The following is a 24,094-nucleotide window of genomic DNA, read 5'->3' as shown; positions in this document are numbered from 1 at the left end:
CGAGCCGCGCCCATGCAGAACAGCACCACCGAGTCGACGCCCGCGCGGGCGGCCGACGTCCCCCTGTCCCACGGCCTCAAGCAGCGCCATCTGTCGATGATCGCCCTCGGCGGTGTCATCGGCGCCGGTCTGTTCGTGGGGTCCGGTGCGGGGATCGCCGCCGCCGGACCGTCGATCGTCGTCGCCTATGTCGTCTCCGGCCTCCTCGTGATGCTGGTGATGCGGATGCTCGGCGAGATGTCTGCCGCGTATCCCTCCTCCGGTTCCTTCTCCGCGCACGCCGAGCGGGCGATCGGCCCCTGGGCGGGGTTCACCGCCGGCTGGTCCTTCTGGGTCCTGCTGTGCACGGCCGTCGGACTGGAGGGCATCGGCGCGGCGAAGATCGTCACGGGCTGGCTGCCCGGCACCCCGGAGTGGGCGTGGGTGGCCCTGTTCATGGTGGTGTTCTGCGGCGCGAACCTGGCCGCGGTGAAGAACTTCGGCGAGTTCGAGTTCTGGTTCGCCGCGCTGAAGGTCGGCGCGATCGCGCTGTTCCTGGTGCTGGGCGGGCTGGCCATCGCCGGTCTGCTGCCCGGCACGGACGCGCCCGGGACCGCGCACCTCACCGGTGAGGGCGGCTTCCTGCCGAACGGCACCGAGGGACTGATCGTCGGCCTGCTGGCGTCGGTGTTCGCCTACGGCGGCATGGAGACGGTCACCATCGCGGCGGCCGAGTCGGAGGACCCGGTCAGCGGGGTGGCGCGCGCGGTGCGCACGGCCATGTGGCGGATCGCCCTGTTCTACATCGGCTCGATGGCGGTCGTGGTCACCCTGGTCCCCTGGGACTCCGCGGCGGTGGTCGAGAAGGGCCCGTACGTGGCCACCCTCGACCGGCTGGGCATTCCCGGTGCCGGGCAGCTGATGAACGTGGTGGTCCTGGTCGCCCTGCTGAGCGCCATGAACGCCAACATCTACGGTTCCTCGCGCATCGCCTACTCCCTCGTCCGGCGGGGTCAGGGCCCGGCGGCGCTGGGCCGGGTGGCGGGCGGGGTGCCGAGGGTCGCGGTCCTCGCCTCGTCCGTCTTCGGCTTCGTGTGCGTCGTCCTGTCGTACTGGCGTCCCGACGACGTGTTCCCTTGGCTGCTGAACATGATCGGCGCGGTCATCCTGGTCGTCTGGATCTTCATCGCGGTCTCCCAGCTGCGGCTGCGCCGCCGTCTGGAGCGCGAGACCCCGCAGAAGCTGGTCGTGCGCATGTGGGCGTTCCCGGTGCTGACGTGGGTGGCGCTGGCCGGAATGGCCGCGATCTTCGTGCTGATGGCCCGCGAGCCCGGCACCCGGGTGCAGCTGTACTCGACGGGCGGGATGACCCTGGTCCTGGCGGCGGCCGGGTACGCCTGGCAGCGCTCCCGCGCCAGGACCTGACCGGACCGGCACTCCGCGAAGCCCCCGTGTGATCCACACGGGGGCTTTTTGCTGTTAGCTTGTTATTGCAAGCTACTTGCAACAAGAGCTCTGAGGGGACCTCCATGCCCGTCTACACACTCCCGGACCTGCCCTACGACTACGCCGCGCTCGCGCCCGTGATCAGCCCCGAGATCATCGAGCTGCATCACGACAAGCACCACGCGGCCTATGTGAAGGGCGCCAACGACACGCTGGAGCAGCTGGCCGAGGCGCGGGACAAGGAGACGTGGGGGGCGATCAACGGGCTGGAGAAGAACCTGGCCTTCCATTTGTCGGGGCACATCCTGCACAGCATCTACTGGCGGAACATGTCCGGCGACGGAGGCGGCGAGCCGCTGGAGAAGGACGGCGTGGGCGAGCTCGCCGACGCCATCGCCGAGTCCTTCGGGTCCTTCGCCCGCTTCAAGGCGCAGCTGTCCAAGGCGGCCGCGACCACGCAGGGCTCGGGCTGGGGGGTGCTCGCGTACGAGCCGCTGAGCGGCCGGCTGATCGTCGAGCAGGTCTACGACCACCAGGGCAACGTCGGTCAGGGCGCCACCCCGATCCTGGTCTTCGACGCCTGGGAACACGCCTTCTACCTGCAGTACCGCAACCAGAAGGTGGACTTCATCGAGGCGATGTGGCGGGTCGTGGACTGGCAGGACGTGGCCGCCCGGTACACGGCCGCCCGCTCCCGCGCCGACGTGCTGCTGCTCGCTCCCTGATCGTGTGAGTCGTCCTGCCTCGTGATCGTCTTCTCACCGCTCACGCAAGGGCAGGCGGAAAAACGGAGGCCCCCGCGAGGACGTGACTCGCGGGGGCCTTCGGGGTCATGGGGGCATGGGGTCATGGGGTCGTCGTGCCGCGCGGCTCGGGCTCGCAGGGCACGTTCAGGGAGAGAAGCGCGGCCGATCCGTCGGCGTCCAGGCGCAGTTCGCTGAGGGCGGTGTTGCGCAGCCGCGGGAACACCCGGCGGTACTCGCGCGCCGGGATCGACAGCAGGGTGCACAGGACCAGCCGCAGCAGGGTGTTGTGGGCGATCACGAGCACCCGTCCGCCGGGATGGGCGGCGGCGATCCGGCGCAGGGCGGCGACGCCGCGCCGGGCGGCGGCGGCCGGGTCCTCGGCGCCGGGGAACGGGTGCGCCACCGGGTCGGCGCGATATGCCTCCGCGGCGGCCGGGTCCTCGGCGGCGAACTCGGCGAGCGTACGGCCCTCCAGGACGCCGAAGTCGCATTCGCGCAGGCCCGGTTCGCGTCGCGGGGTCAGACCGAGGGCACGGCAGGCCGGGTCGGCGGTGACGACGGCGCGGGACAGCGGTGAGGTCCAGATCGCGTCGACCGGGTGGCCGGCGGCCCACCGGCCCAGCGCCTCGGCCTGGGCCCGTCCGGTGTCGGTGAGCGGCACGTCGCTGACCCCGGCGTAGCGGTTCTCGGCGTGCCAGATCGTCTGGCCGTGCCGGGCCAGCAGCAGCGTCGTGCTCGTGGGCGTCGTCATGAGTCGGCAGTATCCCCGTCGAGGCGGGCGTACGCGTGCGCCGCGACCGGCGCGGGGAGCCAGCCGCGGGCGCTCAGCTCGTCGACCAGGCGCGCGTAGGGCTCGGCGAAGAGGACGGTGCGCCCGGGGCGCGGTTCGACGGCCGGGCCGAGGCGGACCATGGCCTCCGCGGCGTCCGTGAGCGCCGGCGCCGCGCCCGTGCCGTACGCCGCGAGCGCGGCCATGCCCAGGGCCGGTTCGGTCTGCCGGGGCACCCGCGCGGGCCGGCCGAGCACGTCGGCGCGCAGCTGGTTCCAGTACGGGCTGCGGGCGGCGCCGCCGGTGAAGGTGAGCGGGCCGTCGACCGGGGCGCCGAGGTGGTGCAGATAGTCCAGGCAGAGGCGTTCGGCGAAGGCGACGCCCTGGAGGAGCCCGGCCCACAGATCGGCGTCCGACTCCGGTTCGCCGAGGACGAGGGAGGTGGCGCCGGGCGCCAGGAACGGGAACCGCTCGCCGGGCGAGACCAGCGGGTAGGTGACGGCGCCGGACGGCTCGTGGGCGGCGGCCCGCTCGTCCATGGCGGCGGGGTCGGCGCCGGGGAACGCGGCCGTGAGAACGCCCGCGCCCACGCTGGAGGCGCCACCCGGCAGCCAACTCCCGTCTGGGGCGCGGTGGTTGTAGACCACGCCGGCCGGGTCACGGACCGGGGTGAGGGACGCGCCCTTGAGGACGAGGGTCGTGCCGAGGACCGAGTTCCAGGCGCCGGGGCGCAGCGCGGCGGAGGCGATCTGGGCCGCGCAGCCGTCGGTCATGCCGGCGACGACGGGGGTGCCGGCGGGGATGCCGGTGGCGTCGGCGGCGGACGCGGACACCTCGCCGAGCCGGGTGCCGGGCGGCACGACGTCCGGGACCGCCTCGTCGGGCAGGCCGAGCCGGGCCAGCCCGTCCGGCCAGGCGTCGCGCTCCGGGTCGTAGCCGGTCTTCAGGGCGTGGCTGGAGTCGGCCGGGGGCAGGGCACCGGTGAGGAGCAGGACCATCAGGTCCGGCTGGTGGGTGACGCGGCCCGGCCCGTGGGTCTCGGTGAGCCAGAGCGCCTTCGGCAGCGCCCAGGTGTCCTGCACGGCGAGGCCCGCCGCGCGCGCCCGCGCCGCCTGGTGCGTGGCGCGGGCGTCGTCGTACATGAGCGCGGGGCTCGTGGGGTGGCCGGCGCCGTCGGTGAGCAGGACGGTCCCGGAGGTGCCGCAGAGCGCGAGCCCTCCGATCCGGGTGCCGGCCCGTCCACGCAGCGCGGCGCGGGTGGCCGCGCACAGGCCGTCCCACCAGCCGGCCGGGTCCTGTTCGTGCCGTACGCCGTCGCGCCGGCCGGTCAGCGGCGCCGACCCGCCGCCGAGCACCGTGCCGTCCCCGGTGACGAGCAGGGCGCGCACGCTCTGCGTGCCCAGGTCGATGCCGAGCCAGGCCACGTCGTCGCGGTCCGCCATCCGGTCTCCCGCACAGTTGGAAACGTTAACTTCTCACTCTGCACCGATATTTTCCCGTGCGCGAGGGATTGACGCCCAACTTCCGTGGTCCCACCCTCTGTTGACGAGTCGACTCGCCGTGTTGCAGAACCTCGCACCCGTATGGCCCGAGCCCCACGTGGAGGTCACGGATGGACACGCACGCGCACGACCGCCGGCGCTTCCTGGCGCTGGGCGCCGCTCTGGCCGCCACTCCCCTGCTGAGCGCCTGCGGGACCGGGTTCGGCGGCGGGGACGACAAGAGCGACGGCTCGGCGGCGGACGACGTCACCGGCTCCTTCGACTGGAAGCGGGAGAAGGGCACGACCGTCAAGGCCCTGCTGAACAAGCACCCGTACACGGACGCGCTGATCGCCGACCTGAAGTCGTTCACCGAGAAGACCGGCATCGAGGTCGAGTACGACGTCTTCCCGGAGGACAACTACTTCGACAAGCTCACCGTCGACCTGTCCAGCGGACGCGCCTCCTACGACGTCTTCATGCTGGGCGCGTACATGGTGTGGCAGTACGGGCCGCCCGGGTGGCTGGAGGACCTCGGCCCCTGGATGCGCAACTCCTCGGCCACCGCCCCCGAATGGGACCAGGCCGACTTCTTCCCCAACCTCCTCCAGGCCGACCAGTGGTCCCTGAAGGCGGGCGCCCCGCTCGGGCAGGGCGGGCAGTACGCGCTGCCGTGGGGCTGGGAGACCAACGTCGTCGCCTACAACACGGACGTGTTCAGGAAGCTGGGCCTGCGGCCCGCCGAGACCTTCGACGAGCTGCGCGACATCGCCGGGACGATCAAGCGGAAGGCGCCGGGCGCCGGGTTCGACGGCATGTACGGGATCGCCGTGCGCGGCTCGCGGAGCTGGGCGACGATCCACCCCGGCTTCATGACCATGTACGCCCGCAACGGGCTGAAGGACTTCACGGTCGAGGACGGCAGGCTCACCCCGGCGATGAACAGCCCCGAGGCCGTGGCGTTCACCCGGGACTGGGCCGCCATGGTCAAGCAGGGCGGCCCGCCGTCGTGGACGTCGTACACCTGGTACCAGTGCTCCAGCGACCTGGGCGCGAAGAAGGCCGGGATGCTGTTCGACGCGGACACCGCCGCCTACTTCCAGGCGGTCGAGGGCGCCAGCCCGGCGTCCGGGAAGATCGCCTTTCACCCCGGTCCGAAGGGACCCGACGGCTCGCTGGCCACCAACATGTGGATCTGGTCGCTCGGCATGAACGCCAGGAGCAGGAAGAAGAGCGCCGCCTGGCTGTTCCTGCAGTGGGCGACCGGCAAGGAGCACCTGCGCGAAGGCGCGATCCGGCACAACCACATCGACCCGGTGCGGAAGTCGATCGCCGACGACCCCGCCTACAAGGACAAGATGCGGCACCTGCCCGGCTTCATCGAGACCTTCGAGACCGTCGTCGACCAGACGAGGATCCAGTTCACCCCGCAGGAGCAGTTCTTCGACGCCACCACCAGCTGGGCCGCCGCCCTCCAGGAGATCTACGGCGGCCAGGGCGCGAAGCCCGTGCTCGACGACCTGGCGGGCGATCTCGCCGGCAAGCTCGGCTAGCGCGATGGGATGGCGGCCCGCCCTGCGCCCGTACCTCCTGATCGTGCCCGCCCTGCTGCTGACCTGCGGGATCCTCTACCCCTTCGGGCTCGGCCTGTACTACACGCTGTTCGACTTCTCGGCGAGCAAGCCGCAGCCGGACCTGGTGCGGCTGGAGAACTACACGACCGTCTTCACCCAGGAGGCGTTCTGGAACTCCGCCTGGGTGACGGTCCTGTACGCGGTCGGCGCCGCCGCCGCCGAGACGGTCCTCGGGGTGTCCGTCGCCCTGCTGCTGCACCGGTCGTCCGTCGTCGGGCGGGTGCTGGAGAAGATCCTCATCCTGCCGCTGATGATCGCGCCGGTGATCGCGGCGATCATCTGGAAGCTCATGCTCCAGCCGTCGGTCGGGGTGGTGAACCATCTGCTGCGGCCCTTCGGGCTGGGCGGCGTGCAGTGGACGGACACCCCGACCGGGGCCCTGCTGTCGTCCATCGCCGTGGACGTCTGGGTCTACACCCCGTTCGTGGCGATCCTCGCGCTCGCCGGGCTGCGCTCCCTGCCCGTCTCGCCGTTCGAGGCGGCGGCCGTCGACGGGGCGGGCTGGTGGTACACCTTCCGCCGGCTGACCCTGCCGATGCTGTGGCCGTACGTGCTGGTCGCGGTGATCTTCCGGTTCATGGACTCGCTGAAGGTGTTCGACATCATCTACGCCCTCACCGAGGGCGGGCCGGGCGACTCCACCGTCGTCCTGCAGATCCGCGCCTATCTGGAGGCGATCCGCTTCCAGCGCTACTCGTTCGGCATCAGCTACACGATCGTGCTCTGGGCCGTGGTGTACCTCGCGGCGATGGTGCTGGTGAAACACCTCGGGAAGATCCAGCGGAAGGCTGCGGAGGTGAAATGACTTCCAAACGGCGCCTGTTGGGATGGCTGGCGGATGCCGCCCTCCTCCTCTACTTCGTCTTCGCGCTGTTCCCGATCGCCTGGATGGTGATCCTGTCGCTGAAGCCGGCGAACCAGTTGTTCTCCACCTACTTCTCCTTCTCCCCCACCCTCGACGGCTACCGCACGGTCCTCGGCGACAGCGAGGGCATCCCGTTCGTGCGGTTCTTCGTCAACAGCCTGGTCGTGTCGGTGGGCGCGGTGCTCCTGTCCCTGCTCGTGGGGCTGCCGGCGGCGTACGCCTCGGCGCGCTGGCGGTTCAAGGGCTCCGAGAACCTGATGTTCACGCTGCTGTCGTTCCGGTTCGCGCCCGAACTCACCGTGATCATCCCGCTGTTCGTGCTGTACCAGAAGCTCGGGCTGTTCGACACCTACGTCGGCATGGTGTGGGTGCTCCAGCTGGTCACGCTGCCGCTGATCGTGTGGATCATGCGCTCGTACTTCGCGGACCTCACCCCCGAACTCGAACAGGCGGCCCTGCTCGACGGCTACAGCCGCAAGCAGGCGTTCGTGAAGGTGGCGCTCCCGCTGGTCAAACCGGGGGTGGCGGCCGTGTCGCTGCTGGCCTTCATCTTCGCCTGGAACAACTTCGTCTTCCCCCTCATCCTCACCTCCAGCGAGGCCCAGACCGTGACCGTCGGCGCGCTGTCGTTCCTCGGCGGCGACCGGCCCAAGTACAACCTGACGGCCGCCGCCGCGCTCGTCTCCGTCGTCCCGCCGCTGCTGCTGGCGCTGACCATCCAGCGGTATCTGGTGCGGGGGCTGTCGTTCGGGGCGGTGAAGTCGTGATCCGGCTGCGGGGCGTCTCCAAGGCGTTCGGCGCCGTCCGGGCGCTCGACGGGCTGGACCTGGAGGTGCGCGAGGGCGAGTTCTTCTGCCTGCTCGGCCCGTCCGGCGCCGGGAAGACCACCACGCTGAAGACCGTCGCCGGGCTCGAGCTCCCCGACGCCGGGGCCGTCGAACTCGACGGCCGGGACCAGCGCGGGGTCGAGCCGTACGACCGGGGCGTGGCCATGTGCTTCGAGAGCTACGCCCTGTACCCGCACAAGTCGGTGTACGACAACCTCGCCTTCCCGCTCCGCTCGCCGCGCCACCGCCTCCCCGCGGCCCGGGCGCGCGAGCGGATCGGGGAGGTGGCCGATCTGCTGGGCATCGCGGGCCTGCTGGACCGGCCGGTCGGGCAGCTGTCCAACGGACAGCGCCAGCGCGTCGCGCTCGGCCGGGTCCTCGTCCGCCCCGCCCGGGCCTTCCTCCTGGACGAGCCGCTCTCCCACCTCGACGCCAAGCTGCGCCAGCAGATGCGGGCCGAACTGAAGGCGATCGGGTCGGTACGCCGCACCACCACCCTCTACGTCACCCACGACTCGGTGGAGGCGCTGGCGCTCGGCGACCGGATCGGCGTCATCCGGGACGGGCGGATCGTGCAGACCGGCACCCGGGAGGAGATCTGGTACCGGCCCCATGACACGGAGGTGGCGCGGGCGTTCGGCCGTCCCCGGATCAACCTGCTGCCCGGCACCGTCACACCCGGCGGCGGCTTCCGGTCGGCGGACGGTGCGGTCGAGCTGGACCTGCGGGCAGAGGCGGCGCCGGGCACCGGGGTCCTGATCGGCGTCCGGCCCCGCGATCTCACCCTGGGCGCGGGCCCCGGCCACACCCTCGCCGGCACGGTCTATGTCACCGAGGTGCTGGGCCGCTCCGTGGAGGTCACCGTCCGGCTCGGCGATCAGCATGCGGCACTCGTCGTCCCGCGCGGCGAGGCGGCCGGTCTTCGTCCCGACGATCCGGTACGACTGTCGGTCCGGCCTGAGAACCTGCTGCTGTTCGAGGCCGACCGGCCGGAGCGTCCAGGACGAAGGATCGGACCATGAACCACGCACAGCAGGGCCCCGCCGCCCGTCAGGCCGCGATGGCCGAGCAGGTCCTCGCCGACGGGACGGCGACCGCCGCCGACCTGGCCGAACGGTTCGGGGTGAGCCTCATGACCATCCACCGGGACCTGGACGAACTCGAACGGCAGGGCATCGTCCGCAAGTTCCGGGGCGGGGTGACCGCGCAGCCCTCCGGCGTGTTCGAGTCCAACGTGCAGTACCGGCTGAAGACCATGCGCGCCGAGAAGGCCGCCGTCGCCGAGCGGGCCCTGAAGCTCGTCGAGCCCGGCATGGCGATCATGCTGGACGACTCCACCACCACCCTGGAGATAGCCCGCAGGCTGCGGCTGGGCGAGATCACCCCGCTGACGGTCGTCACCAACTTCCTGGAGGCCGTCAACCTGCTCGCCGACCAGCGCGGCATCCATCTGATCGCCCTCGGCGGCGACTACGACCCGCTGCACTCGTCCTTCCTCGGCGTGTCCTGTGTCGAGGCGATCGAGCAGCTGCGCGTCGACGTCTGCTTCGCCTCCACGTCCGCCGTGCGCGGCGGCTACGCCTACCACCAGGAGCAGCACATCGTGTCGGTGAAGCGCGCGATGCTCGACTCGGCCGCGCGCAACGTCCTGCTGATCGACCACACCAAGCTCGCCCGTGCCGCCCTGCACCGGGTGGTCCCGCTGTCCCGCTTCGACCTGCTTCTCGTGGACGACGGGGCGTCGGCGGAGGCCCTGCGGGACCTGGACGAGCACAAGGTCCGCTACGAGGTGTGCACTTCACCCGCGACGAGGGGCGGCGATGACCGAGCTGGAGCTACGTGATCTGCGCAAGACCTACCGGGCGCGGGGCCGTCCGCCCGTGCCCGCCGTCCGCGGCATCGACCTGGCCCTGCGCTCGGGCGAACTCCTCGGCCTGCTGGGCCCGTCCGGCTGCGGGAAGTCCACCACGCTGCGGATGATCGCCGGCCTGGAGACGGTGACCGGCGGGGACATCCTGGTCGGCGGCGCGTCGGTGACCGGCCTGCCCGCGCAGCGGCGCAACATCGGCGTCGCCTTCGAGAACTACGCGCTGTACCCGCCGCTGACGGTCGCGGAGAACCTGGCGTTCGGGCTGCGGGCCCGTCGGGGCGCCGACCGGGCGGACGTGACCCGCCGGGTGAGGGAGATCGCCGAACGCGTCGATCTGACCGGGGTGCTCGACGCCCGCCCGGCCGGGCTGTCCAGCGGCCAGAAGCAGCGGGTGTCCCTGGCCCGCGCGCTGATCCGTGAACCCGACGTGCTGCTTCTGGACGAGCCGCTGTCCCATCTCGACGCCGCCCAGCGCGACACCACCCGCCGCGAACTCAAACGCATCCAGCGCGACCTGGGCCACACCACCATCCTGGTCACCCACGACCAGGAGGAGGCCCTGTCGCTGGCCGACCGGATCGCCGTGATGAAGGACGGCGTGATCCAGCAGCTCGGCACCCCGTACGAGATCTACGACAGCCCCGCCACCGTCTTCGTCGCGGACTTCGTCGGCGAACCCGCCATCAACCTGCTCCCCGGCACGGCGACGGCCGACGGCCACGCCCGGCTGTCGGCGACGGCCCGGATCGCGCTGCCGGTGCCGGTCACGGCGGGCCGCGAGGTGGTGGTCGGCGTCCGCCCGGAGGACCTGACGCTCGGCGGCGAGGACGGCCTCGCCGCCCGGGTCGTCGCCCACGAACCGCTGCTGGAGTCGGGCCTCGCCACCCTCGCCGTGGACGGGGTGGACCGGCCCCTGGTGGCCCTCACCGGCCCCGAGGTGCGCCTCGCCCACGACGACCGCGTCCAGGTCACCGCCGATCCCCGCCTCACCCATGTCTTCGACGCCGAGACAGGAGATGCCCTGCGATGACCCACGGGAACCGTGTGCGTGTGGTGGCCGCCGGCGACCACTTCATCCTGCCGTCCCTGATCCGTGCGGCCCTGGCCCGGGAGGTCGACTGCGAGACGGCCGAACTGACCCTCGGCTGGCCGCTGGAGCCGTTCGGCCCGGTGGCCGAGGTGACGGAGGCCAGCGACGCCGAGGACGAGCTGATCGCCGCGCTCGCCGGCGCCCAGGTGCTGGTCACCCAGATGGGCCCGGTGACCGAACGGGTCCTGGACGCCTGCCCCGCCCTGCGGCTGGTGGTGGTGTGCCGGGGCGGCCCGGTCAACGTCAACCTGGACGCGGCGAAACGGCACGACGTCCGCGTCTGCTACGCGCCCGGCCGCAACGCCGCCGCCACCGCCGAGTTCACCGTCGGCCTGCTGCTGTCCGCGCTGCGCCGCATCCCGCAGGCCCACGACCTCCTCGCCCGGCGGGGCAGCTGGGAGGGGGCGACCTACTACACGTACGCGCACAGCGGCCTGGAGCTGGAGGACCTGCCGGTCGGCCTGGTCGGCTACGGGGCCGTCGGCAGCCGGGTCGCCCGCGCGCTGTGCGCGTTCGGCGCCCGGGTGCTGGTCCACGACCCGTACGTCCGGGGCGAGATCCACGGCCTGCGGGTCGCCTCCCTCGACGAGCTGCTGCGGGCCTCGCGGGCGATCACCCTGCACGCCCGGCTCACCGACGAGACCCGCGGGCTGCTCGGCGCGCGCGAGCTGGCCCTGCTGCCCCGGGGCGCGGTCGTCGTGAACGCGGCTCGCGGCCCGCTCCTCGACGAGGACGCGCTGTGCGACGCGCTGGAGAGCGGCCAGGTGTCGGCGGCGGCCCTGGACACGTACGCGACCGAGCCGCTGCCCGCCCGGTCCCGGCTGCGCGCGCTCACCGACCGGGTGGTGCTCACCCCGCACCTGGGCGGCGCGTCCCGGGCGGTGGCGGAGAAGGCGGCGGCGATCGCCGCGGCGGAGGTGGGGCGCTGGGTGCGCGGCGAGCCGGAGGCGCACTGCCTGACGTGACGGGACCCGAGGAGGCTGGCATGTACGTCGGTATCGATGTGGGCACGTCCATGGTGAAGGCGGCGGCCTTCGACGGCGACGGACGCGAAGGGGGCGTGGCGGCCCGCCCGGTGGAGCTGACCTTGCGCGAGGGCGTCGTCGAGCAGGACATGGACGAGGTGTACGGGGCGGTCGTCGCCGTCCTGGAGGAGCTGACCGCCCGGGTCCCGGAGCCGGTCGAGCTGGCCGGGCTCACCGGGCAGGGCGACGGCGTGTGGCTGGTCGACGGGCGGGGGCGGCCGGTGCGGCCCGCGGCCTCCTGGATGGACGGCCGGGCACACGAACTGCTCGACCGGTGGCTGGCGGACGGCACGGCCGAGGCGGTGTTCCGGCGTACGGGCGGCGCGATGTTCCCGGGGTCCCCGGGGCCGCTGCTGGCCTGGCTGGACGCCCACGAGCCGGAGGCGCTGGACGCCGCGTCCGTCGCCCTGTACTGCAAGGACATGGTGTTCCGGCGGCTGACGGGCGCGGACGCGACGACGGACGTCTCGGACGCGTCGATGCCGTTCCTGGACCCGGTGACCCGGGCCTACGACGACAAGGTGGTGGAGCTGCTGGGGCTCACCCACCGGCGCGGGCTGCTCGCCCCCGTCAGCGACCCGGTGGCGACGGCCCCGGCACGCGGCGAGGGGCTGCCCGCCGGGACACGGGTCGTGAACGGGCCGTACGACCTGCCGGCCTGTGCGCTGGGCGCGGGGGCGACCGCGCCCGGCGACGGTCTGCTGATCGTCGGGACGTGTCTGGCCGCGCTGGTCGCCACCGACGAGCTGGACCTCGGCGGCGAGCCGGCCGGCCTGTACATCGGCACCGACCGCCCCGGGCACTGGCTGCGGGCGATGCCGGCGATGGTGGGCACGGCGGCGCTGGACTGGGTGCTGACGACGACCGGCGTCCGGCACGAGGAGGTCGACGGGCTGCTGGCCGCGACCCCGCCGGGGGCGCACGGCGTGCGGGTCCTGCCGTACTTCGCGCCGTCCGGTGAGCGGGCGCCGTTCGTGGAGCCCCGGCTGCGCGCCGAACTGACCGGCGTCTCCCTGGAGTCGACGCCCGCCGATCTGATCCGGGCGACCTGCGAGGGCATCGGGTTCGCCGCCCGGCACTGTCTCGCGGCGGCCGGGCTCACCGGCACCCTGGCCGTCTGCGGCGGCGGCACCCGCAGCCCCGCCTGGATGCGGCTGCTGGCCGACGTCCTCGGGCGGCCGCTGCGGGTCGTCGAGGGCGAGGTCGGCGCGCGGGGCGCGGTGCTCGCGGCGGCCGGGCGGTGCGGGGTGCCGCTGGACACGGCGGCCTGGACCCGGCCGACCTCGGTGATCGAACCCGACGCGGACCGTGCCGCGTACTACGCGCGGGCGTACGAGGAGCACCTGGAACGGCTGGCGGTGGCCCGGCGGCGGGCGCGCCCCTGACTCCCACCTCCGTCTATTCGAACGGCTCGGCAACTCCCCTACCAGGGAAGGGATCCCCATGCCCGTGAGACGTCGATCGCTGCTGCTCGCCGCGGCCGCCGGCCCGGCGGTGGCCGCCGTGCCCGCCCTCTCCTCCGCCGCCCCGGCGCGCCCGCGCCGGCCCCTCGTCATCGGCCACCGCGGCGCGGCCGGCTGGCGTCCGGAGCACACGGCGGCCGCGTACACGTACGGGGTGCGGGCCGGGGCCGACTGGATCGAGCCGGACCTGGTGCCGACGAAGGACCATGTGCTGGTGGTGCGGCACGAGAACGAGATCTCGGGGACCACGGACGTGGCCGCGCACCCGGAGTTCGCGGACCGCCGGACGACGAAGACGGTGGACGGGCGGGCGGTGACCGGCTGGTTCACGGAGGACTTCACGCTCGCGGAGCTGAAGACGCTGCGGGCGGTCGAGCGGCTGCCCCAGGTCCGCAACCGCAACACGGTGTTCGACGGGCGCGAGGAGGTGCCGACCTTCCAGGAGGTGGTCGACCTGGCGCGCCGGCTGTCGAAGGAGCACGGCCGGACGATCGCCGTCTTCCCGGAGACCAAGCATCCGACCTACTTCCGCTCGGTCGGGCTGCCGCTGGAGCCGAAGCTGGTGGAGGCGGTGCGGCGCAACCGGCTGGGCAGGCGCGAGTGCGTGGTGCAGTCCTTCGAGCCGAGCAGTCTGAAGCGGATCGCGGCGGCGCGGCTGGGGCTGGAGCTGTGGCAGGCGCTGGGGACCACGGGCGGGCCGTACGACCTGGTGTCGGCCGGGGACCCGACGACGTACCGGGACATGATGACGCCGGCCGGGCTCGCCCGGATCGGGGAGTACGCCGGCTGGATCGGGCCCGACAAGTCCTCGGTGGCCGGGTCGTCCCTCGTCGCGGACGCGCACGCGGCGGGGCTGCGGGTCGGGGCGTACACCTTCCGCGCGGAGAACCAGTTCCTGCCGGCGGATCTGCGGCGGGGAACCGGACCGAACGATTTCGGGGACGCCTTCGCCGAGTACGCGCTGTACTACGGACTGGGGGTCGACGCGGTGGTGACCGACTTCCCGGACCTGGCGGTGATGGCGAGGAGGGGTTGATGAGGACCCGCACACTGGCGTGCCCGACCTGCGGCACCATGCAGATCTTCCGGTTCCTCGAGAAGGACGAGAAGGCGTGGGTGCGGGAGAAGGAGGGGCCGGCCTTCTACGTGGACAACCTGTGGCGGTGCACCGCCAAGGGCTGTCTGACGTACTACCCGCACATGAACAAGGGCGGCTACGGCCGCCTCCCCGAGAAGTTCCTCGAAGAGGGGACCGCAGCCGACGGGTGACCCTTACAGGTTGCTGAAGTCGGGGCCCTTCGTCCGGGTCCGCTTGATCTCGTAGAAGCCCGGCACGGAGGCCACGGCGAGGGTGCCGTCCCACAGCCGGGCGGCGTCCTCGCCCTTCGGGGCCGGGGTGACGACGGGGCCGAAGAAGGCGATCTGCTCGCCGTCGTCGCCGGGGACGGCGATGACCGGGGTGCCGACCTCCTGGCCGACCTTGTCGATGCCCTCCTTGTGGGAGGCGCGCAGCTGCGGCTCGTAGGGGGTGTCGTCCCAGTGCTCCATGAGGGAGTCGGGCAGCCCGGCGTCCTTCAGGGCGGCCGCGACGGTCTCCCGGCCGGGGCCCTCGCCCTTGTTGTGGATGCGGGTGCCGAGCGCGGTGTAGAGGTCGCCGAGGACGTCGGCGCCGTGCTCCTCCTGGGCGGCGATGACGACACGGACGGGACCCCACGCCTTGGTGGCGAGCATGTCGCGGTACTCCTCGGGCAGCTCGTCGAGCTTGTCCTCGTTGAGCACCGCGAGGCTCATCACATGCCAGCGGACCTCGATGTCACGGACCTTCTCCACCTCCAGGACCCAGCGGGAGGTCATCCAGGCCCAGGGGCACAGCGGGTCGAACCAGAAGTCGACGGGGGTCTTGTCCGACATGTCTCTCCTCGAGCGGAAACGTTTCCCACGGGAACAACCCCGGCCCGCCCGCCCATTCCCGGCTGCCCCGTGTCAGGGGCGCATGGCAGGATCGGTCCTGTTCAGCCGTGGCCGTAGCGGTATCCGGTGCGGCCGTATCCACGACACAAGGGAGTGCCACGCGTGCCCGGTGAGAATCTGTCCCGCGACGAGGCCCGGGAGCGGGCCGCCCTGCTGGCCGTCGACGGGTACGAGGTGTCCCTCGACGTGCGGTCCGCCCTCGGCGAGGGGCCCGGGGACGGTGAGCCGCGCACCTTCCGCTCGGTCACCACGATCCGCTTCCGCTGTGCCGAGCCCGGCGCGTCGAGCTTCGCGGACCTGATCGCGCCGAGTGTGACGTCGGTCTCCCTCAACGGGCGGGACCTGGACCCGAGCGAGGTCTTCGACGGCTCGCGGATCGCCCTGGAGGACCTCGCCGCCGAGAACGAGCTGGTCGTCGACGCCCAGTGCGCGTACTCCCGCACCGGCGAGGGCCTGCACCGCTTCGTCGACCCGGAGGACGGCGAGGTCTACCTCTACACGCAGTACGAGCCGGCCGACGCGCGCCGGGTCTTCGCCAACTTCGAGCAGCCGGACCTCAAGGCGCCGTTCCGGTTCGAGGTGCGGGCGCCCGAGCAGTGGACGGTGTGGAGCAACGGCGCCGGTGAACGGGCGGACGGTGTCTGGCGGTTCGCGGAGACCAAGCCGATCTCGACGTACATCACCTGTGTCGTGGCGGGCCCGTACCACTATGTGACGGACTCCTACACCCGGGAGCTGGCCGACGGCACCCGGCTGGAGATCCCGCTGGGCGCCATGTGCCGCAAGGGGCTCGCCCCGCACTTCGACGCCGACGACGTCTTCCTGATCACCAAGCAGGGGCTGGACTTCTTCCACGACCACTTCGACTACCCGTACCCCTTCGGGAAGTACGACCAGGCGTTCGTGCCCGAGTACAACCTGGGCGCGATGGAGAACCCGGGGCTGGTGACCTTCCGGGAGGAGTACATCTTCCGCGGGAAGGTGACCCGGGCGTCGTACGAGGGCCGCGCCAACACGATCCTGCACGAGATGGCGCACATGTGGTTCGGCGACCTGGTCACCATGGAGTGGTGGGACGACCTGTGGCTGAAGGAGTCCTTCGCGGACTTCATGGGCGCGTTCGCCAACGTCGGCGCGACCCGCTTCAAGGACGCCTGGATCACCTTCGCCAACCGCCGCAAGGCGTGGGCGTACCGCGCGGACCAGCTGCCCTCCACGCACCCGATCACGGCCGACATCCGTGACCTGGAGGACGCCAAGCTCAACTTCGACGGCATCACGTACGCGAAGGGCGCGAGCGTGCTCAAGCAGCTCGTGGCGTACGTCGGCCAGGACGCCTTCCTGGAGGGCGCCCGCCGCTACTTCAAGCGGCACGCGTACGGCAACACCCGGCTCGGCGACCTGCTGGCGGTGCTGGAGGAGACCAGCGGCCGGGACATGGGCGCCTGGGCGCGCTCCTGGCTCCAGACGGCGGGCGTGAACGCCCTCACCCCGCAGGTGCTGCTGGACGCCGACGGCCGCGTCGACGAGCTGGCGGTGGTGCAGGAGGCCGCCGAGTCGCACCCCGAGCTGCGTCCGCACCGGGTGGCGGTGGGCCTGTACCGGCGGAGCGCGGACGGGGCGCTGGAGCGCTACGCGCGCGCCGAGGCGGACGTCGACGGGCCGCGGACGATCGTGGCGGAGCTGGCCGGCGCCGAGGCACCGGACCTGGTGCTGGTCAACGACGACGACCTGACGTACTGCAAGACCCGGTTCGACGCGACGTCGCTGGCGACGCTGCGGGAGGCGCTCGGCGAGCTGACCGACCCGCTGGCGCGTGCCCTGTGCTGGTCGGCGCTGTGGAACATGACCCGGGACGCGCTGCTGCCGGCCCGGGAGTTCATCGGCCTGGTGCTGCGGTTCGGCGGCCGTGAGTCGGACATCGGCGTGCTGCAGATGCTGCACGCGTGGGCCGACTCGGCGCTGACGCACTACGCGGCGCCCGAGTGGCGCGAGCGCGGTGCGCGGCTGCTGACCGAGGGCGCGTCGGAGCAGTTGCACGCGGCCGGGCCGGGCAGCGAGCAGCAGCTGGCGTGGGCGCGGTTCTTCGCACGGGTCACCGACGAGCAGGGGCTGGAGCTGCTGTCGGGTCTGCTGGACGGCAAGCGTTCCGTCGAGGGGCTCGTGGTGGACCAGGAACTGCGCTGGGCGTTCCTGGAGCCGCTGGCCGCGCACGGCGTGGTCGGTGAGTCGGAGCTGGCGGACGAACTGGCCCGGGACGACACGGCGTCGGGCAAGCGGCACCAGGTGCGCTGTCTGGCCGCCCGGCCCTCGGAGGCGGTGAAGGCGCAGGCATGGGCGCAGGTCGTGGAGTCGGACGCGCTGTCCAACGCGCTGGTGGAGGCCACCATCGGCGGGTTCGCGCAGGGGTCGCAGCGGGAGCTGATCGCGCCGTACACGGAGAAGTACTTCGCGGCGATCGCGCGGGTGTGGCGGGAGCGGTCCATCCAGATCGGCATGGACGTGGTCCGGGGCCTGTTCCCGGCGCTCCAGCAGTCGCCGGCCACGCTGGACGCGACGGACGCGTGGCTCACGGCCCACGAGGACGCGGCGCCGGCGCTGCGGCGGCTGGTGCTGGAGTCGCGGGACGATCTGGCACGGGCGCTGCGGGCGCAGGCGTGCGACGCGACGGCGTCAACCGACTGACACCTTTGGCCAACGATCACGGCGGTCCGTGACCGTTACGGAATTCAGGCAATAGCAGCCGTAACCCCTGGTCCCACCCGAACGGACCAGGGGTTTTCCGTCTCTAGTCGGCATCCGAACACCCGTCCTTTAGTGCGGTGTTGTCCGCATTTGTCGACGGACGTGTAACAGCGGTTAAAGCGCTCATCGGACGCGGAAGCCTCCGGGTCATGAACCACAACACCCCGCTCTCCCCCCTCTCCCCCCGCCCCCTGCACCACCTCTCCGAGGTCCACCGCCGCGTCATGACGGCCGCCCGCCTCAAGGCCCACGGGGTCTCCGCCGCCGAGACGAACGAGCAGTGCCGGCCCGGCGGTCCCTGGCAGCAGCTCCTGCCCGGCGTCTATCTGCTCCACCCCGGGCCGCCCACCAGCGAGGAGCGGCTGCACGCGGTGCTGATGTACGCCGCCCGGGAGCGGACGGCCGGGGTGCCCGCCCAGCCCAGCGGGGGCGAGGCGCCCGCCGCGCCCGCCTACCCCGAGGCGATGATCACCGGGCTCGCCGCCCTGACCCTGCACGGCTTCTCGGCCGCCCCGCCGCTCACCGCGCTGGACACCGTCGACGTCCTGGTGCCGCGGATGCGCCGGCTGCGCTCCACGGGCTGCGCGCGTGTCCTGCGCACCGCCGCGCTGCCCGTCCCGGAGCAGGTGACCGGGCTGCCGGTGGCGCCGGTGCCGCGCGCGCTGGCCGACGCGGTGGCGGAGCTGAAGGACGCCCGCGCCGTCCGCCGGCTGCTCACCGAGGCCGTGCGCGGCGGCCACTGCGAACCGGCGGCCGTCGTACGGGAGCTGACGCAGGCGAAGCTGCTGAACCGCCCGCACGTGGTGGACGCGGTCGACTCCCTGCTCGCCGAGGGCCGGGCCCGCGCGGAGGACCTGCTCTACACGATGGTCCGCGAGCACGGCCTGCCGGACCCGGTGTGGAACGTGGACCTGCGGCTGCCCGGCGGCCCCCACCTCGGCGGCCTGGACGCCTTCTGGCCGGAGCACTCGGTGGCGGTCGAGCTGGACACCCGCGCGCCCCGCCAGGGCGACGACGACGCCCAGTGGTCCGAGTACGCCCGCAAGCGGGAGACGCTGGAGCGGCTCGGCATCACGGTCGTCCACATCACCCCGAAGAAGCTGCGCCACGGGATGGAGCAGCAGGCGGCGGTGATCCGTACGGCCCTGATGGCGGCGGTCGACCGCGACCCGGCCGCGTACGTCGTGGTGCTGCCCCGCTAGGTCGTGTCCGACCTGAACGCCGATCCGGGGGCGTCGAAGGGGGGGAAGGAGGGGCCGCGTCCGCCCGGCGGCCCCTCCTCGCCGTGTCAGCGCAGGCCCGGAAGGCTCCGGTGGACCCGCCCGGCGGCCGCCGCCCCGGCGTCCTCGCCGCAGAACTCGGCCTCGACGACCGCCTCGGTGCCGCCCGCCCAGTCGCCGTTGAGGTTGAGGGCGAGGGCGTGCCGGCCGTCCCGGGTGACGGCCACGTCGGACACCGAGCCGTGGATGCCGCCGCCGTGGCCCCAGACGGTGACCCCGCAGGACAGCTCGACGCGCATCAGGCCCAGCCCGTACCGGACGTTCGCGACGGCGGGCACGGTCGTGGTCATCTCGTTCAACTGCTCGCGCGGAAGGAGCCGGCCGCGCAGCAGGGCGGTGTAGAAGCGGTCGAGGTCCTTCGAGTCGGAGATCATCTCCCCCGCCGCGTACGCGATCGACGGGTTGAGCTCGGTGACGTCGTACGTCGGCCCGGTCGCCGTCTCGGCCAGCTTGCCGTAGGCGCGGCTGCCGGGGCGCGGCATGGTCACGCGGGTGCCGGGCACAGAGGTCGCCGTCAGCCGGAGCGGCCGGATGATGCGCCGCTCGACCTCGCTGCCGTACGGGTGGCCGGTGGCCTTCTCGACGACCAGGCCGGCGAGCACGTAGTTGGTGTTGGAGTAGCTCCACCGCGCGCCGGGCGCGAACTGCGGCTCGTGCCGCATGGCGACGGCGACCAGTTCCCCGGGCCTCTTGGTGTCGTAGCGATGCTCGAGGAAGCCGTCCTTCATGAAGTGGTCGCGCACGAAGCCGTCGTCCGCCGTGTAGTCGTAGACACCGCTCGTGTGGTTGAGGAGCTGCCGCAGAGTGATGCGGCGCCCGTCGTGGCCGTTGCCCCGCACGAGACCGGGCAGCCACTTCTCCACCGTGTCGTCCAGCGACAGCCGTCCCTCGGCCTCCAGTTGGAGCAGCACGGTCGCGACGAACGTCTTCGTGATGCTGCCGACCCGGTACCGGTCGTCGGCCGACCGCGGCTTCCCCGTACCGATCCGGCCGACACCCGGCGTGGCGGACCAGCCGCCCCGGCCGTCCCTGGCGGTCACGGTCACACCCGGCACACCCGCCTCGACGACGGCCTCGGCGGCCGCGCGCGTCGCCGCGTGCCCGGTCCCGGACGGAGTCGCCACCGCCGGCGCCACCAGGGCGGCCGACAGTGCCACGGCCGTGGCCGCCACGAGGGCCGCGCGGGTCGTCCGTACGTGCATGTCTCTCCCCCTTCGTCGCGCTCCCGTCGAGCGCGGTCGGGGGGAGAGACCGGGCGGGCGCGGCGGGAGTTGAGCGGGGGGACGGGGGTTGAGCGTGATTCGGTCAGGTGCGCACGGGCGGGCGACCGCGACCCCCCGTGTCCGGATGCTGAGACGACCGAAGGCCCCGAGGGGGTGCCGGAACCCCCCGCACGGCTTGCCCCCTTTCACCGCTGATCACCCGCAAAGTCGTAGGGGGTTTTCCCCATCAGTCCATTTCGATTCGGTCAACTCTTCCCTATCGCCCTTCCCTTGCATAAAGCTGTGCGATCGTCCGGGATCGCATTCCGGACGCCCGATGCTCCTTTACCTCCAAGGGATGCCGATGATCAACAGCCCCCAGCGCGAACCGAAGCCGGGCGCGAGACGCGCGGTGCGCATAGCCGTGGCCGCCGGCCTGGTCGCCGCGCTCTCCGCGGCAGGGCCGATACCCCTCGCCGTCGCGGCCGACACCGCTCCCGCGACGGCGGACCCCAGTGTGAAGTCCGCGCACGACAAGCTCGGTTCGGACGACGCCGACCGCCTGGCCGAGGCCAAGGCGAGCGGCGAGAAGTACGTCACCATGATGGTCGCGACCGCGCCCGGCCAGACCGAGAAGGTCGCCGAGCAGCTGGACGAGGTCGGCTCGGTGGGCCAGAGCTACGACAAGCTCGGCTACGTCCGCGCGACGGTCCCCACCCGCAAGGCCGACGCGGCGATCTCCGCCGCGACGAAGCTCTCCTCCGTGCACGGCATCGACCTGCGCCAGGAGATCCCGCTGGACGACCCGGCCGTCTCGACGAAGAAGTCGACGGCCTCGGCGGCCAAGTACTCGGGTCCGAACAAGAAGACCCCCGCGGAGAACCCGTACAACCCGTCCTTCGAGACGGGCGCCGTCGACTTCGTCAAGAAGAACCCGAAGGCGGACGGCCGCGGCATCACCATCGGCATCCTGGACTCCGGCATCGACCTGGGTCACCCCGCGCTGCAGAAGACCACCACCGGCGAGCGCAAGATCGTCGACTGGGTCACCGCGACCGACCCGATCGTCGACAGCGACCGCACCTGGCGCCCGATGACGACCTCCGTCTCCGGCCCCTCCTTCACCTACGGCGGCAAGACCTGGAAGGCGCCCGCCGGTTCGTACCAGGTGAGCACCTTCGCGGAGTCGTACACCGCCGGCGGCGACGCCGCGGGCGACGCCAACCGCGACGGCGACACGACCGACACGTGGGGCGTCCTGTACGACCCCGCGAAGGGCACGGTCCGCGTCGACCTGAACAACAACGGCGACTTCGGTGACGACACCCCGATGAAGCCGTACAAGGACGGCTACCAGGTCGGGTACTTCGGCACCGACGACCCGTCCACGGACGTGGTGGAGCGCCAGCCGTTCGTCGTGCAGATCCGCAAGGACGTGCCGATGGACCCGTACGGCGGCGACTGGGTCGGCAAGAAGGTCGACTTCGTCAACATCGGCGTCATCGAGTCGGAGCACGGCACGCACGTCGCCGGCATCACCGCCGCGAACGGCCTGTTCGGCGGCAAGATGAACGGCGCGGCGCCCGGCGCCAAGCTGGTCGCCTCGCGCGCCTGCACCTGGACCGGCGGCTGCACCAACGTGGCGCTGACCGAGGGCATGATCGACCTCGTCGTCAACCGCGGCGTGGACATCGTCAACATGTCCATCGGCGGCCTCCCGGCGCTGAACGACGGCAACAACGCGCGCGCCGAGCTCTACACGCGCCTCATCGACACCTACGGCGTGCAGCTGGTGATCTCCGCGGGCAACTCCGGCCCCGGCGCGAACACCATCGGCGACCCGGGTCTGGCCGACAAGGTCATCTCGGTCGGCGCGACCATCTCCAAGGACACCTGGGCCGCCAACTACGGCTCCGAGGTGAAGACCAAGTACCAGATGATGCCCTTCTCCTCGCGCGGTCCGCGTGAGGACGGCGGCTTCACCCCGACGCTCTCCGCCCCGGGTGCCGCGATCAACACCACGCAGACCTGGCTGCCGGGCGGCCCGGTCGCCGAGGCGGGCTACGCGCTGCCGGCCGGCTACTCGATGCTGCAGGGCACCTCGATGGCGTCCCCGCAGGCCGCGGGCGCCTCGGCGCTGCTGCTGAGCGCCGCGAAGCAGAACGGCATCGACCTCACCCCGGCGAAGCTGCGCACCGCGCTGACCTCGACCGCCGACCACATCAAGGGTGTGCAGGCGTACGAGGAGGGTGCCGGCCTCATCAACATCGTGGACGCCTGGAAGTCCGTCAAGAAGGGCGCCACCGCCCACGAGTACACGGTCAAGGCGCCGGTCGACACCGCGATCGACCAGTTCCTGAAGACGCCGGGCTACGGCACCGGCATCTACGACCGTGAGGGCGGCCTCCAGGCCGGCCAGAAGAAGACGTACGACGTCACCATCACCCGTACGTCCGGTGAGGACAGGGCGATCCGGCACGAGCTGCACCTGGAGAACAACGCCGGGGGCACCTTCAAGATCGTCGGTTCGGACGAGATCCGTCTCGGCCTGAACAAGCCGGTCACGGTCAAGATCGCCGCGAAGCCGTCCTCGGCCGGCCTCAAGAGCGCGATCCTCGAGGTCGACGACCCGCGCACCGAGGGCACCGACAAGCTGGTGCTCAACACGGTCGTGGTCTCGGCGCCGCTGAAGTACACCTACGCGGCCTCCGGTTCGGTCCAGCGCAACAGCACCACGTCCTACTTCGTGACCGTGCCCGAGGGCGCCAAGTCGCTTGAGGTCGCGATCGGCGGGCTGAAGGACAAGAGCCAGACCCGGTTCATCGCCATCCACCCCTACGGCGTCCCGTCGGACAACACGGGCACCCCGTACTGCTACAACAACTACCTCGACGGCAACGGCTGCAAGCCGGACGTGCGCGCGTACGCCGACCCGCAGCCCGGCGTCTGGGAGATCGAGGTCGAGGCGCGCCGCACCTCGCCGCTGCTCGACAACCCGTACAAGCTGGACGTCACCGTGCTCGGCGCGACGTTCGACCCGGCGACCGTGACCATCCCCGAGGCGAAGGTCGGCACGCCGGCCACCGCCTCCTGGAAGGTGACGAACAAGTACGCCGCGATCGACGGCAAGCTGGCCGGCGGTCCGCTCGGCTCCTCGAAGTCGGCGCGTCCGTCGATCACCGAGGGCGACACGCAGACCACCACGGTCGAGGTGCCCGCGGGCGCCGCGTCGCTGGACGTCTCCATCGGCAACGTCTCCGACGCGGCCGCCGACCTCGACCTGGCCGTCTACGACGCGGCCGGCAACCAGGTCGCCAGCTCCGCGGACGGCGACTCCGAGGAGGCCGTCTCCATCCCGAAGCCGGCCCCCGGCACGTACACCATCGAGGTGGCCGGCTACTCGGTGCCGAGCGGCACGACGGCGTACGACTACCTGGACGTGTTCTTCTCCGCCACCCTCGGCACCGTCAAGGTGGACGAGTCGGCGCCGGTGAAGCTCGCCACGGGTGCCTCGGTCACCGTCGACGCCACGGTCACCGCGGCCGCGGAGGCGCCGGCCGGCCGTGAGTTCTTCGGTCAGGTCCAGCTGCTGAACGCGCGCGGCACCGCCGCGGGCGTGGCCAGCGTGAAGATCGAGAAGGTCACTCCGTAACCACGGGGCAGGGCCATCCGGGGCGGGCGTCCACCAGGGCGCCCGCCCC

Annotated in this window: 19 protein-coding genes; 15 read left to right on the top strand and 4 right to left on the bottom strand. The window is 72.2% G+C overall.

Annotated features, from left to right (window positions below):
- Positions 1-12: 12 nt before the first annotated feature.
- Together ACFV46_RS01045 and ACFV46_RS01040 are read left to right on the top strand one after the other, a co-directional pair.
- The gene (locus ACFV46_RS01045; RefSeq protein WP_361923982.1) at positions 13-1,404 is read left to right on the top strand and encodes an amino acid permease; all 1,392 of its coding nucleotides are present in this window, start codon (positions 13-15) and stop codon (positions 1,402-1,404) included.
- A gap of 104 nt (positions 1,405-1,508) precedes the next feature.
- Positions 1,509-2,150 carry a superoxide dismutase gene (locus ACFV46_RS01040; protein ID WP_385496623.1) on the top strand — a complete coding sequence of 214 codons (642 nt, stop codon included), beginning with the start codon at positions 1,509-1,511 and terminating at the stop codon, positions 2,148-2,150.
- Positions 2,151-2,271: 121 nt separating this feature from the next.
- On the opposite strand, the gene ACFV46_RS01035 is transcribed toward ACFV46_RS01040, so the two are convergent.
- Positions 2,272-2,922: a histidine phosphatase family protein gene (locus tag ACFV46_RS01035; protein ID WP_385496622.1), complete on the bottom strand. Its 651-nt coding sequence runs from the start codon at positions 2,920-2,922 to the stop codon at positions 2,272-2,274.
- On the bottom strand, positions 2,919-4,382 hold the full coding sequence (locus ACFV46_RS01030) for an FGGY-family carbohydrate kinase (protein WP_385496620.1): 1,464 nt from the start codon (positions 4,380-4,382) through the stop codon (positions 2,919-2,921). Before ACFV46_RS01030 ends, ACFV46_RS01035 begins: the two co-directional genes overlap by 4 nt.
- A gap of 170 nt (positions 4,383-4,552) precedes the next feature.
- Between ACFV46_RS01030 and ACFV46_RS01025 the strand changes: the two genes are divergently transcribed.
- The 10 genes from ACFV46_RS01025 to ACFV46_RS00980 are packed head-to-tail and all read left to right on the top strand — an operon-like array spanning position 4,553 to position 14,464.
- Entirely contained in the window at positions 4,553-5,974 is a 1,422-nt protein-coding gene (locus ACFV46_RS01025; protein ID WP_385496619.1) for an ABC transporter substrate-binding protein, read from the top strand.
- 4 nt (positions 5,975-5,978) lie between these two features.
- A complete protein-coding gene (locus ACFV46_RS01020; protein WP_385496618.1) occupies positions 5,979-6,860 on the top strand; it encodes a carbohydrate ABC transporter permease in 882 nt (293 codons plus the stop codon).
- Complete coding sequence (locus ACFV46_RS01015) at positions 6,857-7,687, top strand: carbohydrate ABC transporter permease (RefSeq protein ID WP_361923994.1); 831 nt, start codon at positions 6,857-6,859, stop codon at positions 7,685-7,687. The genes ACFV46_RS01020 and ACFV46_RS01015 overlap by 4 nt, the downstream gene beginning before the upstream one ends.
- Positions 7,684-8,769 (top strand): ABC transporter ATP-binding protein, encoded by a 1,086-nt coding sequence (locus tag ACFV46_RS01010; RefSeq protein WP_385496617.1) that lies wholly within the window; start codon positions 7,684-7,686, stop codon positions 8,767-8,769. Before ACFV46_RS01015 ends, ACFV46_RS01010 begins: the two co-directional genes overlap by 4 nt.
- A complete protein-coding gene (locus tag ACFV46_RS01005) occupies positions 8,766-9,590 on the top strand; it encodes a DeoR/GlpR family DNA-binding transcription regulator (RefSeq protein ID WP_385496616.1) in 825 nt (274 codons plus the stop codon). The genes ACFV46_RS01010 and ACFV46_RS01005 overlap by 4 nt, the downstream gene beginning before the upstream one ends.
- Positions 9,568-10,647: an ABC transporter ATP-binding protein gene (locus ACFV46_RS01000; protein ID WP_361923999.1), complete on the top strand. Its 1,080-nt coding sequence runs from the start codon at positions 9,568-9,570 to the stop codon at positions 10,645-10,647. Before ACFV46_RS01005 ends, ACFV46_RS01000 begins: the two co-directional genes overlap by 23 nt.
- The gene (locus tag ACFV46_RS00995; RefSeq protein ID WP_385496615.1) at positions 10,644-11,672 is read left to right on the top strand and encodes a 2-hydroxyacid dehydrogenase; all 1,029 of its coding nucleotides are present in this window, start codon (positions 10,644-10,646) and stop codon (positions 11,670-11,672) included. Before ACFV46_RS01000 ends, ACFV46_RS00995 begins: the two co-directional genes overlap by 4 nt.
- A 20-nt stretch (positions 11,673-11,692) precedes the next feature.
- Positions 11,693-13,117 (top strand): FGGY family carbohydrate kinase, encoded by a 1,425-nt coding sequence (locus ACFV46_RS00990; RefSeq protein WP_385496614.1) that lies wholly within the window; start codon positions 11,693-11,695, stop codon positions 13,115-13,117.
- Between the two features lie 58 nt (positions 13,118-13,175).
- Positions 13,176-14,231 carry a glycerophosphodiester phosphodiesterase family protein gene (locus ACFV46_RS00985; RefSeq protein ID WP_385496613.1) on the top strand — a complete coding sequence of 352 codons (1,056 nt, stop codon included), beginning with the start codon at positions 13,176-13,178 and terminating at the stop codon, positions 14,229-14,231.
- Positions 14,231-14,464 carry a hypothetical protein gene (locus tag ACFV46_RS00980; protein WP_385496612.1) on the top strand — a complete coding sequence of 78 codons (234 nt, stop codon included), beginning with the start codon at positions 14,231-14,233 and terminating at the stop codon, positions 14,462-14,464. Before ACFV46_RS00985 ends, ACFV46_RS00980 begins: the two co-directional genes overlap by 1 nt.
- A 3-nt stretch (positions 14,465-14,467) precedes the next feature.
- Here the strand turns inward: ACFV46_RS00980 and ACFV46_RS00975 are convergent, their stop codons facing one another.
- Positions 14,468-15,106 carry a DsbA family protein gene (locus ACFV46_RS00975; RefSeq protein ID WP_361924009.1) on the bottom strand — a complete coding sequence of 213 codons (639 nt, stop codon included), beginning with the start codon at positions 15,104-15,106 and terminating at the stop codon, positions 14,468-14,470.
- A 162-nt stretch (positions 15,107-15,268) separates the two neighbouring features.
- On the opposite strand from ACFV46_RS00975, the gene pepN reads away from it, so the two are divergent.
- Both pepN and ACFV46_RS00965 read left to right on the top strand, forming a co-directional pair.
- The gene (gene pepN, locus ACFV46_RS00970; protein ID WP_385496611.1) at positions 15,269-17,851 is read left to right on the top strand and encodes an aminopeptidase N; all 2,583 of its coding nucleotides are present in this window, start codon (positions 15,269-15,271) and stop codon (positions 17,849-17,851) included.
- A gap of 209 nt (positions 17,852-18,060) precedes the next feature.
- A complete protein-coding gene (locus tag ACFV46_RS00965; protein ID WP_385496610.1) occupies positions 18,061-19,113 on the top strand; it encodes a hypothetical protein in 1,053 nt (350 codons plus the stop codon).
- 86 nt (positions 19,114-19,199) lie between these two features.
- Here ACFV46_RS00965 and ACFV46_RS00960 read toward each other — a convergent pair whose 3' ends face one another.
- Positions 19,200-20,393 (bottom strand): serine hydrolase domain-containing protein, encoded by a 1,194-nt coding sequence (locus tag ACFV46_RS00960; RefSeq protein ID WP_385496609.1) that lies wholly within the window; start codon positions 20,391-20,393, stop codon positions 19,200-19,202.
- A 364-nt stretch (positions 20,394-20,757) separates the two neighbouring features.
- Between ACFV46_RS00960 and ACFV46_RS00955 the strand changes: the two genes are divergently transcribed.
- The gene (locus ACFV46_RS00955; protein ID WP_385496608.1) at positions 20,758-24,045 is read left to right on the top strand and encodes a S8 family serine peptidase; all 3,288 of its coding nucleotides are present in this window, start codon (positions 20,758-20,760) and stop codon (positions 24,043-24,045) included.
- The last annotated feature ends 49 nt before the right edge of the window (positions 24,046-24,094 follow it).

The sequence above is a fragment of the Streptomyces sp. NPDC059852 genome (assembly GCF_042731455.1).
Classification (GTDB): domain Bacteria; phylum Actinomycetota; class Actinomycetes; order Streptomycetales; family Streptomycetaceae; genus Streptomyces.
The sequence above is the reverse complement of the archived record's forward strand: the minus strand, read 5'-3'. Positions and strand labels throughout refer to the sequence as shown.

Bases quoted from the DNA above. Each gene is read 5' to 3' on its own strand.
- ACFV46_RS00965 (WP_385496610.1), top strand. From the start codon at position 18,061: ATGAACCACAACACCCCGCTCTCCCCCCTCTCCCCCCGCCCCCTGCAC.
- ACFV46_RS01035 (WP_385496622.1), bottom strand. From the start codon at position 2,922: ATGACGACGCCCACGAGCACGACGCTGCTGCTGGCCCGGCACGGCCAG.
- ACFV46_RS00980 (WP_385496612.1), top strand. From the start codon at position 14,231: ATGAGGACCCGCACACTGGCGTGCCCGACCTGCGGCACCATGCAGATC.
- ACFV46_RS01025 (WP_385496619.1), top strand. From the start codon at position 4,553: ATGGACACGCACGCGCACGACCGCCGGCGCTTCCTGGCGCTGGGCGCC.
- ACFV46_RS00955 (WP_385496608.1), top strand. From the start codon at position 20,758: ATGATCAACAGCCCCCAGCGCGAACCGAAGCCGGGCGCGAGACGCGCG.
- ACFV46_RS01015 (WP_361923994.1), top strand. From the start codon at position 6,857: ATGACTTCCAAACGGCGCCTGTTGGGATGGCTGGCGGATGCCGCCCTC.
- ACFV46_RS00985 (WP_385496613.1), top strand. From the start codon at position 13,176: ATGCCCGTGAGACGTCGATCGCTGCTGCTCGCCGCGGCCGCCGGCCCG.
- ACFV46_RS01045 (WP_361923982.1), top strand. From the start codon at position 13: ATGCAGAACAGCACCACCGAGTCGACGCCCGCGCGGGCGGCCGACGTC.
- ACFV46_RS00960 (WP_385496609.1), bottom strand. From the start codon at position 20,393: ATGCACGTACGGACGACCCGCGCGGCCCTCGTGGCGGCCACGGCCGTG.
- ACFV46_RS00975 (WP_361924009.1), bottom strand. From the start codon at position 15,106: ATGTCGGACAAGACCCCCGTCGACTTCTGGTTCGACCCGCTGTGCCCC.
- ACFV46_RS01005 (WP_385496616.1), top strand. From the start codon at position 8,766: ATGAACCACGCACAGCAGGGCCCCGCCGCCCGTCAGGCCGCGATGGCC.
- ACFV46_RS01030 (WP_385496620.1), bottom strand. From the start codon at position 4,382: ATGGCGGACCGCGACGACGTGGCCTGGCTCGGCATCGACCTGGGCACG.
- ACFV46_RS01000 (WP_361923999.1), top strand. From the start codon at position 9,568: ATGACCGAGCTGGAGCTACGTGATCTGCGCAAGACCTACCGGGCGCGG.
- ACFV46_RS00990 (WP_385496614.1), top strand. From the start codon at position 11,693: ATGTACGTCGGTATCGATGTGGGCACGTCCATGGTGAAGGCGGCGGCC.
- ACFV46_RS00995 (WP_385496615.1), top strand. From the start codon at position 10,644: ATGACCCACGGGAACCGTGTGCGTGTGGTGGCCGCCGGCGACCACTTC.
- ACFV46_RS01040 (WP_385496623.1), top strand. From the start codon at position 1,509: ATGCCCGTCTACACACTCCCGGACCTGCCCTACGACTACGCCGCGCTC.
- ACFV46_RS01020 (WP_385496618.1), top strand. From the start codon at position 5,979: ATGGGATGGCGGCCCGCCCTGCGCCCGTACCTCCTGATCGTGCCCGCC.